This window comes from Paracoccus sp. 228, assembly GCF_000967825.1.
GTDB classification, from domain to species: domain Bacteria; phylum Pseudomonadota; class Alphaproteobacteria; order Rhodobacterales; family Rhodobacteraceae; genus Paracoccus; species Paracoccus marcusii.
Window position 1 is genome coordinate 655,126 of record NZ_JYGY01000003.1, and the last position, 13,333, is coordinate 668,458.

The following is a 13,333-nucleotide window of genomic DNA, read 5'->3' on the forward strand; positions in this document are numbered from 1 at the left end:
CCGTGTCGCTGTGCGCTACAAACCGCGCATCCTGCAGTCTTCGACGGCAACCGGCGATATGCCTCAAGGAACCCTATCAAAATCCAAAACACACGTGATTACTCGAACATGTGATGAAACCTTGGGGCAGGGGCGTTGCCTGCCTTGGCCCCGGCCGCTAGGCTTGCGGGCAACGCAAATGTGATTTCCGGAAGTGCCGCCATTGACCCAGACCCGCCCCCTTGCTGCCCTGCTGCGTCTTGCCGTGCTGGCTGCGCTGACGACGGGAACCGCCCTGCCGGCTCTGGCGCAGGACGGCCCGCCCGAACCGAAACCGACACAGCAGCCCGCGCAGATCAGCGGCCTGGCCGGCCCCTATCTTGCCGCTCGAATGGCGACCGTCGAGAACGACTTTCGCGCGGCGGCGCGCTATTTCGTCATGGCTTCGGCGCAGGATCCGCAGGACGTCTATCTGCAGGACAGCGCGCTGGTCGCGCTGGCATCGGCGGGCGATGTCGATCAGGCGGTGGCCATGGCCGAACGGCTGTTCGACGAGGATCGTCCGACGGAACTGGCCGGCCTTCTGCGCCGCGCGCAGTTGGTCCGGGCCGAGGACTGGCAGGGCGTGGTCGACCTGATCGACGCGACCCATGCGCCGGACGTCCCGCTGGACCAGGACCTGATGGACGGCACCATCCGCGCCTGGGCGCTGCTGGGTGCGGGACGCGCCACCGACGCCATCGCGGCGTTCGAGGCGATGGCCGCGAATGCGGACCTGGCCCCCATCGTGAACTATCACCTGGCGCTGGCCCGGGCGCTGGCGGGCGACTATGAGGCCGCCGACCGCCTGATCGTGCAGTCCGAGGCCAGCGGCCACCTGATGGGCCTGACCGCCCGCGTCCAGATCCTGTCGCAGCTGGATCGCGGCGACGAGGCGCTGGCGCTGCTGTCCCAGATCGACGGGCTGGAGGCCGAGCCGCAGTTGCTGGCCCTGCGCCAGCGCCTGGAACAGGGGCAGCCGGTGCCCTTCGACGTGGTGGGCGGCCCGGCGGACGGGATCGCGCATCTGCTGCTGTCCTTTGCCTCGGCCCTGTCCAGCAGCCCGGACCCGGAACCGCTGGCGCTGATCCATGCGCGCCTGGCGTCCTGGATCGCGCCGCAGAACCCCGAGGCCCGGCTGACCACCGCGCAGCTGCTGCAGGACCGCCAGCAGTTCGACCTGGCCGAGGCCGAGTTCGATGCCGTCCGCCGCATGGGCGAGATGCGCCCCCAGGCCGAGCTGTCGCGCATCGACGCCCTGTCGCGCGCCCAACGCCCCGCCGAGGCGGAGCGTGCGGCCCTGGCACTGACCGCGGCCTATCCGGGCCTGGCGCAGTCCTGGATCGCGCTTGGCGACGTGACCCGCCAGCAGGAGAAATACGCCGAGGCGATCCCAAGCTATGACCGGGCGCTGGACCTTCTGGCCGACGCCCCGCCCGAGGCGCGGTGGTTCCCGCTTTACGCGCGCGGCATCTCGCTGGAGCGTGCGGGCCAGTTCGACCGCGCCGAGGCCGACCTGCTGGCCGCGCTGGAGATCCGCCCCGATCAGGCCAGCCTGCTGAACTATCTGGGTTATTCTTGGATCGACCGGAACCAGAACCTGGACCGGGCGCTGGACATGATCAAGCGCGCGGTCGAGCTGTCGCCCGGCGACGGCTATATCCTGGACAGCCTGGCATGGGCCTATTTCCGGCTTGGCCGCTATCAGGAGGCCGTTGCCCCGATGGAGCAGTCCATCGCCACGATGGCCGCCGATCCGCTGGTCAACGACCACCTGGGCGACATCTACTGGATGGTCGGCCGCCACCGCGAGGCGCAGATCCAGTGGCAGCGCGCCCTGTCGCTGGAGCCCGGCGAAAGCGGAGAGGTCGATGCCGACCGCATCCGCGCCAAGCTGGATCGCGGCCTGAACGCGGTGATGGACGAGGAGGACGGCCCCGTCGCCAGCCACCCCACCCAGGCCCCGCAGACCGAGGCCGACGCGGCCGAATGATCATCGAGGCGGCCCCCGCCAAGCTGAACCTGGCGCTGCATGTGACGGGTCGGCGGCCTGACGGCTATCACCTGCTGGATTCGCTGGTCTGCTTTGCGGCGGTCGGCGACAGCATCGCCCTGACCCCCGGCCCGCTGTCCCTGAGCATCGACGGCCCCTTCGCGGCGGGTCTGTCCACCGACGACAACCTGTGCCTGCGCGCCGCGCGTCTGGTCGGGGGACAGGCCGCGATCCGGCTGACCAAGGCGCTGCCCGTCGCCTCGGGCATCGGGGGAGGGTCCGCCGATGCGGCGGCGGTGCTGCGCGGGCTGGCGCGGATGGGCCATCCGCTGCCCGAGGGGACCGAACGGCTTGGTGCCGACGTGCCGGTCTGCCTGGCCTCGACGCCCGCGCGCATGCAGGGCGTCGGAGAGGTGCTGACCCCGCTGCCCGCCCTGCCGCCGCTGCATCTGGTGCTGGTCAATCCCGGCATCGCGGTGCCCACCCCGGCGATCTTCGCGGGCCTGCGGTCGCGCGACAATCCGCCTTTGCCGCCCATTCCCGCCTTTGCCGATGTCGATGCGCTGCTGGGCTGGCTGGGCACCACGCGGAACGACCTGCAGCCCCCCGCGATCGCCGCGGCGCCGGTCATCGCCGACGTGCTGCAGGCGCTGGAAGGCCAGGGCGCGCGGCTGGCGCGGATGTCGGGATCGGGGGCCACCTGCTTCGGCATCTTTGCCGACCCCGGCGCCGCGGAGCGCGCGGCTGCGGCCCTTGCGCGCAACGGCTGGTGGGCGGTGGCGACCGAACTGGCATCCGCCCCGGCACGCGGCTAGACTGCGCCCGACCCGATCCCGGAGGAACCCATGCTGCGCCTTGGCGTCAACATCGACCACGTCGCCACCATCCGCAACGCGCGGGGCACGCCCTGGCCGGACCCGCTGCGGGCCGCGCTGATCGCCCAGGCCGCGGGCGCGGACGGCATCACCGCCCATCTGCGCGAGGATCGCCGCCATATCAGCGACGCCGATATCGACGCGCTGATGGCCAACCTGACGCAGCCCCTGAACTTCGAGATGGCCGCCACGATGGAGATGCAGGCCATCGCCCTGCGCCATCGTCCGCATGCCGTCTGCATCGTCCCCGAAAAGCGCGAGGAGCGCACGACCGAAGGCGGACTGGATGTCGCGGGCAACGACAATGCGCTGGCGGGATACATCGCGCCGCTGCGCGAGGCCGGCTGTCGGGTGTCACTGTTCATCGGTCACGAACCCGCCCAGATCCGCGCCGCCGCCCGGATCGGCGCGGCGGTGGTCGAACTGCACACCGGCGCCTATTGCGACCTGGACACCGAAGGCCGCCACGCCGAGCGCGACGCCGAACTGGCCGCCCTGCGCGAGGGTGCCGCGCTGGCCCATGACCTGGGGCTGGAGGTCCATGCGGGCCACGGGCTGACATTCGATACGGTCGGTCCCATCGCGGCCATTCCCCAGGTGGCCGAACTGAACATCGGGCATTTCCTGATCTCGGAATCGGTGTTCCTGGGGCTGGAGGGCGCAATCCGCGAGATGCGCGCGCGCATGGACGCGGCGCGGGCGTGATCCCTTTCCTGTCCAAAGACCCGTCGGGACGTACGGCATGATCCTTGGCATCGGCACGGACCTGGCGAACATCGACCGCATCCAAGGGACGCTGGACCGCTTTGGCGACCGGTTCCGCAACCGGGTCTTCACGCCGACCGAACTGGCCAAGGCTGCCCGCCGCGCCGACGAGGCCGGCACCCTGGCCAAGCGGTGGGCCGCCAAGGAGGCCTGCTCCAAGGCGCTTGGCACGGGTCTTTCCATGGGCATCAGCTGGCGCGACATGGCGGTGACGAACCTGCGGTCGGGCCAGCCGGTCATGGCGCTGACGGGCTGGGCCGCGGACCGGCTGGCGGCGATGACGCCCGCCGATCATCACGCGGTCGTGCATGTCACGCTGACCGACGACCACCCCTGGGCGCAGGCCTTCGTGGTGATCGAGGCGCGTCCCGGCCCTGCGCCTGCTTGACTTTGACCCTGTGCCCGGCCCATGAACACGCGACGCAGGGCCCCCGGCCCGAGGGATAAGAGGACCACGCGGAATGGCAACGGCAGCGCCCGAGAAAAAGGACGGCATCTGGGAGACGATCAAGACGATCTTCTGGGCGCTGGTGATCGCGGGCATCTTCCGCACGCTGTTCTTCCAGCCCTTCTGGATCCCGTCGGGCAGCATGAAGGACACGCTGCTGATCGGTGATTTCCTGTTCGTGAACAAGATGGCCTATGGTTATTCCGCGCATAGCTGCCCGTTCTCGATGTGCCCGATCAGCGGCCGCATCCTGGAACGCGAACCGGCGCGCGGCGACGTGGCCGTGTTTCGCCACCCGACCCGCAACGTCGATTTCATCAAGCGCGTGATCGGCCTGCCGGGCGACACCGTGCAGATGCGCGGCGGCCGCCTGTGGCTGAACGGAGAGCCGGTCCAGGTCACCCCCGCCGGCGAGTTCATCGAGGTCAAGGAACAGCAGGGGCCGCAGGGCCTGATCCCGCGCTGCGTGAACGACCCCGTGACCGAGGGCGGCGACTGCATCAGCGAACGCATGACCGAGACGCTGCCGGGCGGCAACACCCATGACATCTTGAACATCGTCGATGGCTGGGTGGCCGACGACACGCCGACCTTCACCGTCCCCGAAGGACAGTACTTCTTCATGGGCGACAACCGCGACAATTCCGAAGACAGCCGTTTCCCGGCCGAGATCGGCGGCTTGGGCTTCGTGCCGGCCGAATACCTGATCGGCCGCGCCGACCGCATCATGTTCTCGTCGGCGGGGCGGTCTCTGCTGTATTTCTGGACGTGGCGGTCCGACCGCTTCTTCAAGGCGGTGAATTGACGCCCTCGGCCGACATCCGGGCCTTCATGGCCCGTCTGGGGCATGAATTCGCGCGGCCCGAACTGCTGATCCGCGCGCTGACGCATGGCTCGATCGCCAGCGTCACGCGGCCCGACAACCAGCGGCTGGAGTTCCTGGGCGACCGCGTCCTGGGCCTGGTCATGGCCGAGGCGCTGTTCACCGCAGACACCGCCGCCAGCGAGGGCCAGCTTGCCCCGCGCTACAATGCGCTGGTGCGCGGAGAGACCTGCGCCGCGGTGGCCCGCGAGCTGTCCCTGGGCGACGTGCTGAAGCTGGGCCGGTCCGAGATGCTGTCGGGCGGGCGTCGCAAGGACGCCCTTCTGGCCGATGCGATGGAGGCGGTGCTGGCCGCCGTCTATCTGGATGCGGGCTTCGATGCGGCCCGTCAGGTCGTGCTGCGCCATTGGGCGCCGCGTCTGGCGCGGGTCGATGCCGACAGCCGCGACGCCAAGACCGCCCTGCAGGAATGGGCCCAGGCCCAGGGCATGCCGCCCCCCGTCTATGAACAGACCGAACGCAGCGGCCCCGACCATGCGCCGGTCTTCCTGATCACCGTGCGGCTGGAAGACGGCCGCGACGCGCAGGCCCGCGGCACGGGCACCAAGCGCAGCATCGAACAGGCCGCCGCGCAATCGCTGCTGGATCGGCTGGAAGGACTGACATGACCGACGACGACATCGCCCCCGATCAGCCGCCCGCGGCGCAACCCGACGGGCCCACCCGCGCGGGCTTCGTCGCCCTGATCGGAGAGCCCAATGCGGGCAAGTCCACGCTGCTGAACCAGATGGTCGGCGCCAAGGTCAGCATCGTGACACACAAGGTCCAGACGACCCGCGCACGCATCCGCGGCATCGCCATGCACGGCCCCGCGCAGATCGTCTTTGTCGACACGCCGGGCATCTTCCGCCCGCGCCGCCGGCTGGACCGCAGCATGGTCGCCGCGGCCTGGGGCGGGGCGTCGGACGCCGACATCGTGCTGGTCCTGGTCGAGGCGCATCGCGGCCTGACCGACGGCACGCAGGCGATCCTGGATCAGCTGGTCGACCTGGGCAAGGGGACGCCCGTCGCGCTGATCATCAACAAGATCGACCGCGTCAAGGCCGAGACCCTGCTGGCCCTGTCTCAGCAGCTGAACGAGGCCTATCCCTTCACCGAGACGTTCATGATCTCGGCCATGCGCGGCCATGGTTGCCAGCAGCTGCGCGGCTGGCTGGCCCGCAGCTTGCCCGAAAGCCCGTGGCTGTACCCCGAGGATCAGATCGCCGACCTGCCCATGCGCATGATCGCCGCCGAGATCACCCGCGAGAAGCTGACCCTGCGTCTGCATGAGGAGATCCCCTATCAGCTGACGGTGGAGACCGAGGCCTGGGAGGAGAAGGACGACGGCAGCGCCCGCGTCGAGCAGGTCGTCTATGTCGCCCGCCAGGGCCACAAGGGCATCGTCCTGGGCCGCGGCGGAGAGACGATCAAGGCCGTGGGTCAGGCCGCCCGCGTCGAGCTGGAGGAGTTCATGGGCCGCCGCGTCCATCTGTTCCTGCAGGTCCGCGTCCGCGAGAACTGGGAGAACGAGGCCGAACGCTATGACGAGATCGGCCTGAACTTCCGCGACGGCGATGGCTGAGGCCCGCCTGGCCGCGTCCCTGTGGGTCGCGGCCTATCTGGCCCGCCTGGCGCAGGCCACCATCCCCGCCTATGTACTGGCGCGCGGCGACGACACGGCGGGGGCGATCGCGGTGAAATGCGCCCATCTGGACGGCACCGCCGCGCTGTGGATGCGCGAATGGGACATGGACAGCGACACCCGTCCCTGGGTCGCGACCGACAGGGGCACCGAGCGTGACATCGACGCTGCCATCGCCCGCCAGCGGTCCCGCGACCGCGACCTGTGGGTGATCGAGATCGAATCGCGCGACGGCACCACGCTGCTGGATCGCGACGGGCTGTTCTGACCTCTGGCGGGGTCGCGGTTTGCAGAATATGCATCACGCCATGAGCAGCACCCCGCAAACCGATTCGCCCAAGGGCCTTGCCTATGCCGTCGCGGCCTATGGGCTGTGGGGGTTCCTGCCAATCTACATGAAGGCGCTGGCCCATCTGCCCGCGGCCGAGATCATCGCCCATCGCATCGTCTGGTCGCTGCCCATCGCGGCCGCCGTCCTGTTGTGGCAGGGCCGCGCGGCCGAGGTCGGCCAGGCCCTGCGCCAGCCGCGCCTGCTGGCGATGGCGGCGCTGACGGCGGTGCTGATCTCGGTCAACTGGCTGATCTATGTCTGGGCCATCTCGAACGATCACGCGCTGGACGCGGCGCTTGGCTATTACATCAACCCGCTGTTCAGCGTGTTTTTGGGCGCGACGTTGCTGGGGGAACGGCTGACGCGGGGGCAGGTCGCGGCCATCGCGCTGGCGGCCACCGCGGTGATCGTGCTGACCGTGCAGGCGGGCAGCCTGCCGGTGGTGGCGATCGGCCTGACGCTGTCCTGGGGCCTCTATGCCTATTGCAAGAAAAGCCTGCCGCTTGGCCCCAACCAGGGCTTCACGCTGGAGGTGCTGCTGCTGACCCCGCTGGCGGCGGGCTTCCTGATCTGGCAGGCGCTGCAGGGTCAGTCGCATTTCACTGGCGCCGGCTGGGGCCAGGCGCTGTTGCTGCTGGGATGCGGGCCGGTCACGGCGATCCCGCTGCTGTTCTATGCCAACGGGGCCAAGCTGATCCGCCTGTCGACCATCGGCATCCTGCAATACATCGCGCCGACGATGATCTTTCTGTGCGCGGTGGTGCTGTTCGGCGAACCCTTCGACGGGGCCCGCCTGATCGCGTTCCCGATGATCTGGGTGGCACTGGTCATCTATTCGGTGACGCTGGTCCGCCAGGCGGGCCAGAGACGCCGCGACCGTCGCGACCTGGCCGCCCGGCGCATGCAATAGGCACCCCATGCCGGCGGGGCGCGCGACCGTGGCCCGCGTGACGCCCTCTGGCCCCCGCAGGCCGGATCGCGCAAGCTGTGTCGGCGGACCCGGAGGCTGTGATGGAATGGCAGGCAGAAGGCACCGTGATCGGCCGCCGTCCCCATTGCGAGACGGCCGTCATCATCGACGTGCTGACCCTTGAACACGGGCGCCATGCCGGGGTCGTCCCCGGCGGGGCATCGCAGAAACGCGCCGCCATGCTGCAGCCCGGCGCGCGGCTGACCCTGCGCTGGCGCGCGCGCCAGTCGGACCAGCTGGGCAGCTTTGCCGCCGAGCCGCTGCGGATGCGGGCGGGGCTGATGGCCGATCCGACCGCGCTTGCCGGCCTGAACGCCGTCTGCGCGCTGCTGGTCTTTGCGCTGCCCGAACGCGATCCGCACCCGATGCTGGTCCAGCGGACCGAGGCGCTGCTGGACCAGATCGAGGCGGGTGCCGACTGGCCGCCCGCCTATCTGGCGTGGGAGATGCTGCTGCTGGACGAGATGGGGTTCGGCCTGGACCTTGCCAGCTGCGCGGTGACCGGCGCGACCGAGGGGCTGGCCTATGTCAGCCCAAGATCGGGCCGTGCGGTCAGCCGGCAGGGGGCGGGGGACTGGGCGGACCGCCTGCTGCCACTGCCGGCGGTCATGGGCGGGGCGGGCGACAATCGCGGCCGCGATCTGGCCCAGGGGCTGGCCATCACCGGGCATTTCCTGGAACGGCGGCTGGCGCCCGACCTGGTCGGACGCCCCTTGCCCGCCGCGCGGGGGCGGCTTGTGCGGCGCCTGCTGCGGCCCGCCGCGGGGCCGCAGGACGGCTGAGGCCTACTGGTTGCCGCGGGCGGCCGACAGCGCGTCGGTGGCCTGTTCGGCAGGGCGGCCGCTTTCGAAGATCAGCCAGGTCGGGCCCTTGATGCGCAGAACGCCGCCATAGAACTCCATCGAACTGGCCTGCTGCAGCGCCTCGAAGAAGCGCTGTTCGACGGCCAGGTCCTTGCAGTCGGTGACGCCGGTCGTCTGCAGCGGCTCGAAGGCGACGGCGGGCAGGGGGACGGTGTTCTTGGCCGCATAGCCGTTGCACGGCCCGCGACCGGACACGCCCTCGGGGCGGGTCGTCAGGGTGATGTTGCGCAGCGGCACGGTGCCGTTTCCGATGCCCACCAGCACATAGTCGTTGGCCGGGATGCCGCCCATCGGGTCGCCCGCCGGTTCCGAGCAGGCGGACAGGGTCAACGTGGCGATGGCGGCCAGGGCAAGGGCGGGGCGGATCGTCAGGGACATGGGCAGGCTCCTATGGGCGCAGACAAGCGGGGCTGAGGTGGTCTAGCGTCATTTTCGGCGCCGATCCAGCCCGCGCGCGCATCAGCCCAACAACCTGCGCGCGATCACCTGGGCCTGGATTTCTGCCGCGCCCTCGAAGATGTTCAGGATGCGGGCATCGCACAGCACCCGGCTGATCGGATATTCCAGCGCAAAACCGTTGCCACCGTGGATTTGCAGGGCATTGTCGGCCGCCGACCAGGCCACGCGGGCACCCAGCAGCTTGGCCATCCCTGCCTCAACATCGCAGCGGTGACCGTGATCTTTTTCCCACGCGCTGAAATAAGTCAGCTGCCGCGCGATCATGATTTCGACAGCCATCATCGCCAGTTTGTCGGCCACGCGGGGAAAGGCCGCCAGCGGCTTGCCGAACTGCCTGCGGTCCAGCGCATAGCGCAGCCCCAGGTCCAGCGCGTTCTGCGCCACCCCGATCGCGCGCGCCGCGGTCTGGATGCGGGCGGATTCGAACGTCTCCATCAGCTGCTTGAAGCCGCGGCCCGTCTCTCCGCCCAGAAGGTTCGCGCCGTCGACGCGGAACCCGTCAAAGGCAAGCTCGTATTCCTTCATCCCGCGATAGCCCAGGACCTCGATCTCTCCGCCGGTCATGCCGGGGGTGGGAAAGGGGTCGGCATCGGTGCCGGGGGTCTTTTCGGCGATGAACATCGACAACCCGCGATAGTCGTCGGTCGCGGGGTCCGTGCGCGCCAGCAGGGTCATGATATGCGTGCGGGCGGCATGGGTGATCCAGGTCTTGTTCCCGGTCACCACCCAATCGTCGCTGTCCCGGACCGCGCGGGTGCGCAGGCTGCCCAGGTCGCTGCCGGTGTTGGGTTCGGTGAAGACCGCGGTGGGCAGCGTCTCGCCGCTGGCCAGGCGCGGCAGCCAGTGCGCCTTCTGCGCCTCGGTGCCGCCGCACAGGATCAGCTCGGCCGCGATCTCGCTGCGCGTGCCAAGAGAGCCCACGCCGATATAGCCGCGCGACAGCTCCTCGGACACGACGACCATCGCGGCCTTGGACAGGCCCAGGCCGCCGAATTCCTCGGGGATGGTCAGGCCGAAGACGCCCAGTTCGGCCAGTTCGCTGATGATCTCCATCGGGATCAGCTGATCCTGCAGGTGCCAGCCATGGGCATGGGGGGCGACCTTGTCGTCGCTCCACCGGCGGAACTGGTCGCGGATCATCTCCAGATCCTCGTCCAGGCCGCTGGCGCCAAAGATCGCGGCGCCGGCGTCGCGCGCCATCAGGGCGGCCAGTTCGGCCCGCGCCTCTGGCGTGTTGCCCGCCATCAGCAACAGCGCCTGTTCCGACGGCTGCCACGTCACACCCAGATCGGCCAGGCGCGCGAATTCGGTCTGGCTCATCGGGATGCCGCCCTGGATCTGGGTCAGGTATTCTCCCATGCCGATGCGGGTGATCAGCGCCTCGACAGGGCCGTCCACGCGCGCCGACCAGTCGGCCAGCTGACGCAGCGACATGACATAGGTGGCCAGCCAGGACAGGGCATGCGCCGCATGCTGGTGCCGCTCCAGCGCATCGGCGTCGACGCGGCCGTCCACCGTCACGCGGGCGCGCAGGGCATCCTTGGCGCTGTCCAGCAGATCGTCCAGTTCGGACAGGACGGTCTGGGACTGATGGGTCATGTCTTTCATCGATTCGTCCTTTCGCGGCATTGCAGCATGGGTAGCGCCTTCGCACCTGCAGCGCAACAATTTTGCGCCCAATGACCGCCGCGCGACCTATTGTGTCGCACCGGATTCGCATGTCGCTGATCCGTCAAAGCGGCCTTTTCCTTTCCCGGCGTCGCGGTTAGCGTGCGCCCATGTTCGGACTGGAGCCCTGGCAATTCGTGGCGGCCTTCGGGGTTACCGCCTTCGCGGGCTTCGTGAAGGGGGCCCTGGGCTTTGCCATGCCGATGATCATGATCTCGGCCTTCGGGTCGATCATGCCGGCGCCGGTGGCCCTGGCGGCTATGATCCTGCCGACGCTGTTCACCAACATCCAGCAGGCCGTGCGCGACGGGCGGCCCGCCGCCGTGGCCTCGGCCGTCAAGTTCCGGCTGCACATCGCGATGGTCGGCATCTTCATCTGCGTCTCCGCCGGGTTCGCGGCGGTGATCCCGCAATGGGTGATGTACGCGCTGCTGGGCGTGCCGATCACGCTGTTCGCGCTGTGGCAGCTGTCGGGCCGCCCGCTGGTCCTGAACCTGCGCCACCGCAGGCGGGCCGAGGGGTGGTCGGGCGTCATCGGCGGACTGTACGGGGGCATCTCGGGAATCTGGGGGCCGCCGCTGATCGTTTATCTGCTGTCGGTGGGCACCGAAAAGCGCGAACAGGTGCGGGTGCAGGGCGTCGTGTTCCTGATCGGCGCGGTCGTCCTGACGGTGGCACACCTGTTTTCCGGCCTGCTGAACGCATCGACCCTGCCCCTGTCCGCGGTCCTGTGCATCCCGGCCTTTGCGGGGATGATGGCGGGGTTTGCGCTGCAGGACCGGCTGGATGTCGAACAGTTCCGCCGCTGGACGCTGCTGCTGCTGATCCTGACCGGGCTGAACCTGATCCGCCGCGCCTTTGATCTCTGGAGCCTGTGATGCCTGACGCCGCCGACCTGACCGCCCGCCTGATCCGCTGCCCCTCGGTCACGCCCGAGGAGGGCGGCGCCCTGGTCCTGCTGCAGGAGATGCTGGAGGAGGCGGGCTTCGACTGCCACCGCGTCGACCGCAACGGCACGCCGAACCTGTTCGCGCGATGGGGCGCCAAGGGGGCGCGGGCCATCGGCTTCAACGGGCATACCGACGTGGTGCCGCCGGGTGATCCGGCATCCTGGACGCACCCGCCGTTCTCCGGCCACTGGGACGCAGACGACGTGATCTGGGGCCGGGGCGCCACCGACATGAAATCCGGCGTCGCGGCCTTTGTCTGCGCCGCGGTGGATTTCGTGCGCCAGACGCCCCCGGACGGGGCCGTGATCCTGACCATCACCGGCGACGAGGAAGGCCCGTCCCGAGACGGTACCATCGCCCTGCTGGACTGGATGGCCGCGAACGACGAACGCATGGAGGCCTGCATCGTCGGAGAGCCGTCGAACCCCGAGGTGATGGGAGAGATGATGAAGATCGGCCGCCGCGGATCGGCCACCTACACCATCACCGCCAAGGGTCGTCAGGGGCATGCCGCCTATCCGCACAAGGCGCTGAACCCGCTGCACGCGCTGACCCGCTATCTGGCCGACCTGACCGCCGAACCGCTGGACCAGGGGACGGATCATTTCGACCCCTCGGGGCTGCAGATCACCACGATCGACTGCGGCAACCCCGCGTCGAACGTGATCCCGGAAAAGGCGGTGGCGGTGGTCAACATCCGCTTCAACGACCTGCATACCGGGGCGGGCCTGCTGGACCGCCTGCGCGACCGCGCGGCGGCGGTGCAGGCGCAGACTGGCGTGACGCTGAGCGTCGAGGCCCAGATCTCGGGCGAGGCGTTCCTGACCGCGCCCGGCCCCTTCGTCGACATGGTGCGCGGCGTCGTCCAGCAAGAGACGAACCGACAGCCGGTCCTGTCCACATCGGGCGGCACCTCGGACGCGCGCTTCGTCAAGGATCACTGCCCGGTGGTGGAATTCGGGCTGGTCGGTGCCCACATGCACCAGGTGGACGAACGTGTCCCCGCCCAGCAGGTCCGCCAGCTGCAGGTGATCTATCAGCGTATCCTGGAAAGGTTCTTTGCATGACCATCGTCGAGACGACCGACCTGGCCGCCTGCCACGCGCTGCGCCGCACCGTCTTCATCGAGGAGCAGAACGTCCCCGAGGCCGAGGAGATGGACGACCTGGACGGCGACGCCGTCCACCTGCTGGCGACCGATGCGGAGGACCGTCCGGTCGCGACCGCGCGCCTGCTGGTCAAGGACGACATCGGCAAGATCGGCCGCGTCTGCGTGCTGGCCGACCAGCGCGGCACCGGCATGGGGGCCGCCTTGATGCGGGCCGCCATCGACGCGCTGGCCGCCCGCGGCGTGCGCCAGGTGCGGCTGGGATCGCAGACCCATGCGATGGGTTTCTATGAAAAGCTGGGCTTTGTCGCCGAGGGCCCCGTCTATGACGACGCGGGCATCCCGCATCGCGACATGGCCCTGGACCTGAAGTGAGCC

The 13,333-nt window shown here is 69.4% G+C and carries 15 protein-coding genes; 13 read left to right on the forward strand and 2 right to left on the reverse strand.

Annotation, left to right across the window (positions count from 1 at the left end):
• Positions 1-202 precede the first annotated feature (202 nt).
• From SY26_RS12840 to recO, 10 genes are all read left to right on the forward strand, one after another.
• Positions 203-2,011, forward strand: coding sequence for a tetratricopeptide repeat protein (locus tag SY26_RS12840; protein ID WP_232303336.1), 1,809 nt, complete (start codon positions 203-205; stop codon positions 2,009-2,011).
• A complete protein-coding gene (locus SY26_RS12845) occupies positions 2,008-2,826 on the forward strand; it encodes a 4-(cytidine 5'-diphospho)-2-C-methyl-D-erythritol kinase (RefSeq protein WP_046000794.1) in 819 nt (272 codons plus the stop codon). The genes SY26_RS12840 and SY26_RS12845 overlap by 4 nt, the downstream gene beginning before the upstream one ends.
• 30 nt (positions 2,827-2,856) lie before the next feature.
• The gene (locus SY26_RS12850; protein WP_045981026.1) at positions 2,857-3,591 is read left to right on the forward strand and encodes a pyridoxine 5'-phosphate synthase; all 735 of its coding nucleotides are present in this window, start codon (positions 2,857-2,859) and stop codon (positions 3,589-3,591) included.
• 37 nt (positions 3,592-3,628) lie between these two features.
• Entirely contained in the window at positions 3,629-4,039 is a 411-nt protein-coding gene (gene acpS, locus SY26_RS12855; RefSeq protein WP_046000795.1) for a holo-ACP synthase, read from the forward strand.
• Between the two features lie 73 nt (positions 4,040-4,112).
• A complete protein-coding gene (gene lepB / locus SY26_RS12860) occupies positions 4,113-4,904 on the forward strand; it encodes a signal peptidase I (protein ID WP_046000796.1) in 792 nt (263 codons plus the stop codon).
• Positions 4,901-5,590 (forward strand): ribonuclease III, encoded by a 690-nt coding sequence (gene rnc, locus SY26_RS12865; RefSeq protein ID WP_127897782.1) that lies wholly within the window; start codon positions 4,901-4,903, stop codon positions 5,588-5,590. Before lepB ends, rnc begins: the two co-directional genes overlap by 4 nt.
• The gene (gene era, locus SY26_RS12870; RefSeq protein ID WP_045981023.1) at positions 5,587-6,546 is read left to right on the forward strand and encodes a GTPase Era; all 960 of its coding nucleotides are present in this window, start codon (positions 5,587-5,589) and stop codon (positions 6,544-6,546) included. The genes rnc and era overlap by 4 nt, the downstream gene beginning before the upstream one ends.
• Positions 6,539-6,874 carry a DUF1491 family protein gene (locus tag SY26_RS12875; RefSeq protein WP_046000797.1) on the forward strand — a complete coding sequence of 112 codons (336 nt, stop codon included), beginning with the start codon at positions 6,539-6,541 and terminating at the stop codon, positions 6,872-6,874. The genes era and SY26_RS12875 overlap by 8 nt, the downstream gene beginning before the upstream one ends.
• Positions 6,875-6,914: 40 nt before the next feature.
• A complete protein-coding gene (gene rarD, locus SY26_RS12880) occupies positions 6,915-7,847 on the forward strand; it encodes an EamA family transporter RarD (protein ID WP_046000798.1) in 933 nt (310 codons plus the stop codon).
• Between the two features lie 98 nt (positions 7,848-7,945).
• Positions 7,946-8,689, forward strand: a complete 744-nt coding sequence (gene recO, locus SY26_RS12885) for a DNA repair protein RecO (protein WP_046000892.1) — start codon at positions 7,946-7,948, stop codon at positions 8,687-8,689.
• Positions 8,690-8,692: 3 nt separating this feature from the next.
• On the opposite strand, the gene SY26_RS12890 is transcribed toward recO, so the two are convergent.
• Both SY26_RS12890 and SY26_RS12895 read right to left on the reverse strand, forming a co-directional pair.
• Complete coding sequence (locus SY26_RS12890; RefSeq protein WP_052715267.1) at positions 8,693-9,148, reverse strand: META domain-containing protein; 456 nt, start codon at positions 9,146-9,148, stop codon at positions 8,693-8,695.
• A gap of 81 nt (positions 9,149-9,229) precedes the next feature.
• Positions 9,230-10,828 (reverse strand): acyl-CoA dehydrogenase family protein, encoded by a 1,599-nt coding sequence (locus tag SY26_RS12895; RefSeq protein ID WP_369799433.1) that lies wholly within the window; start codon positions 10,826-10,828, stop codon positions 9,230-9,232.
• A gap of 179 nt (positions 10,829-11,007) precedes the next feature.
• Here SY26_RS12895 and SY26_RS12900 point away from each other — a divergent pair, with 179 nt between their 5' ends.
• From SY26_RS12900 to SY26_RS12910, 3 genes are read left to right on the forward strand one after another with little or no spacing between them, the layout of a single operon-like run.
• The gene (locus tag SY26_RS12900) at positions 11,008-11,775 is read left to right on the forward strand and encodes a sulfite exporter TauE/SafE family protein (RefSeq protein ID WP_046000800.1); all 768 of its coding nucleotides are present in this window, start codon (positions 11,008-11,010) and stop codon (positions 11,773-11,775) included.
• Positions 11,775-12,914 carry a succinyl-diaminopimelate desuccinylase gene (dapE, locus tag SY26_RS12905; RefSeq protein ID WP_046000801.1) on the forward strand — a complete coding sequence of 380 codons (1,140 nt, stop codon included), beginning with the start codon at positions 11,775-11,777 and terminating at the stop codon, positions 12,912-12,914. The genes SY26_RS12900 and dapE overlap by 1 nt, the downstream gene beginning before the upstream one ends.
• On the forward strand, positions 12,911-13,330 hold the full coding sequence (locus SY26_RS12910) for a GNAT family N-acetyltransferase (protein ID WP_046000802.1): 420 nt from the start codon (positions 12,911-12,913) through the stop codon (positions 13,328-13,330). Before dapE ends, SY26_RS12910 begins: the two co-directional genes overlap by 4 nt.
• Positions 13,331-13,333: the final 3 nt, after the last annotated feature.

Coding starts and splice junctions, on each gene's coding strand:
- SY26_RS12845 (WP_046000794.1), top strand. CDS start 2,008: ATGATCATCGAGGCGGCCCCCGCCAAGCTGAACCTGGCGCTGCATGTG.
- SY26_RS12850 (WP_045981026.1), top strand. CDS start 2,857: ATGCTGCGCCTTGGCGTCAACATCGACCACGTCGCCACCATCCGCAAC.
- acpS (WP_046000795.1), top strand. CDS start 3,629: ATGATCCTTGGCATCGGCACGGACCTGGCGAACATCGACCGCATCCAA.
- lepB (WP_046000796.1), top strand. CDS start 4,113: ATGGCAACGGCAGCGCCCGAGAAAAAGGACGGCATCTGGGAGACGATC.
- era (WP_045981023.1), top strand. CDS start 5,587: ATGACCGACGACGACATCGCCCCCGATCAGCCGCCCGCGGCGCAACCC.
- SY26_RS12875 (WP_046000797.1), top strand. CDS start 6,539: ATGGCTGAGGCCCGCCTGGCCGCGTCCCTGTGGGTCGCGGCCTATCTG.
- rarD (WP_046000798.1), top strand. CDS start 6,915: ATGAGCAGCACCCCGCAAACCGATTCGCCCAAGGGCCTTGCCTATGCC.
- SY26_RS12890 (WP_052715267.1), bottom strand. CDS start 9,148: ATGTCCCTGACGATCCGCCCCGCCCTTGCCCTGGCCGCCATCGCCACG.
- SY26_RS12895 (WP_369799433.1), bottom strand. CDS start 10,828: ATGACCCATCAGTCCCAGACCGTCCTGTCCGAACTGGACGATCTGCTG.
- SY26_RS12900 (WP_046000800.1), top strand. CDS start 11,008: ATGTTCGGACTGGAGCCCTGGCAATTCGTGGCGGCCTTCGGGGTTACC.
- dapE (WP_046000801.1), top strand. CDS start 11,775: ATGCCTGACGCCGCCGACCTGACCGCCCGCCTGATCCGCTGCCCCTCG.
- SY26_RS12910 (WP_046000802.1), top strand. CDS start 12,911: ATGACCATCGTCGAGACGACCGACCTGGCCGCCTGCCACGCGCTGCGC.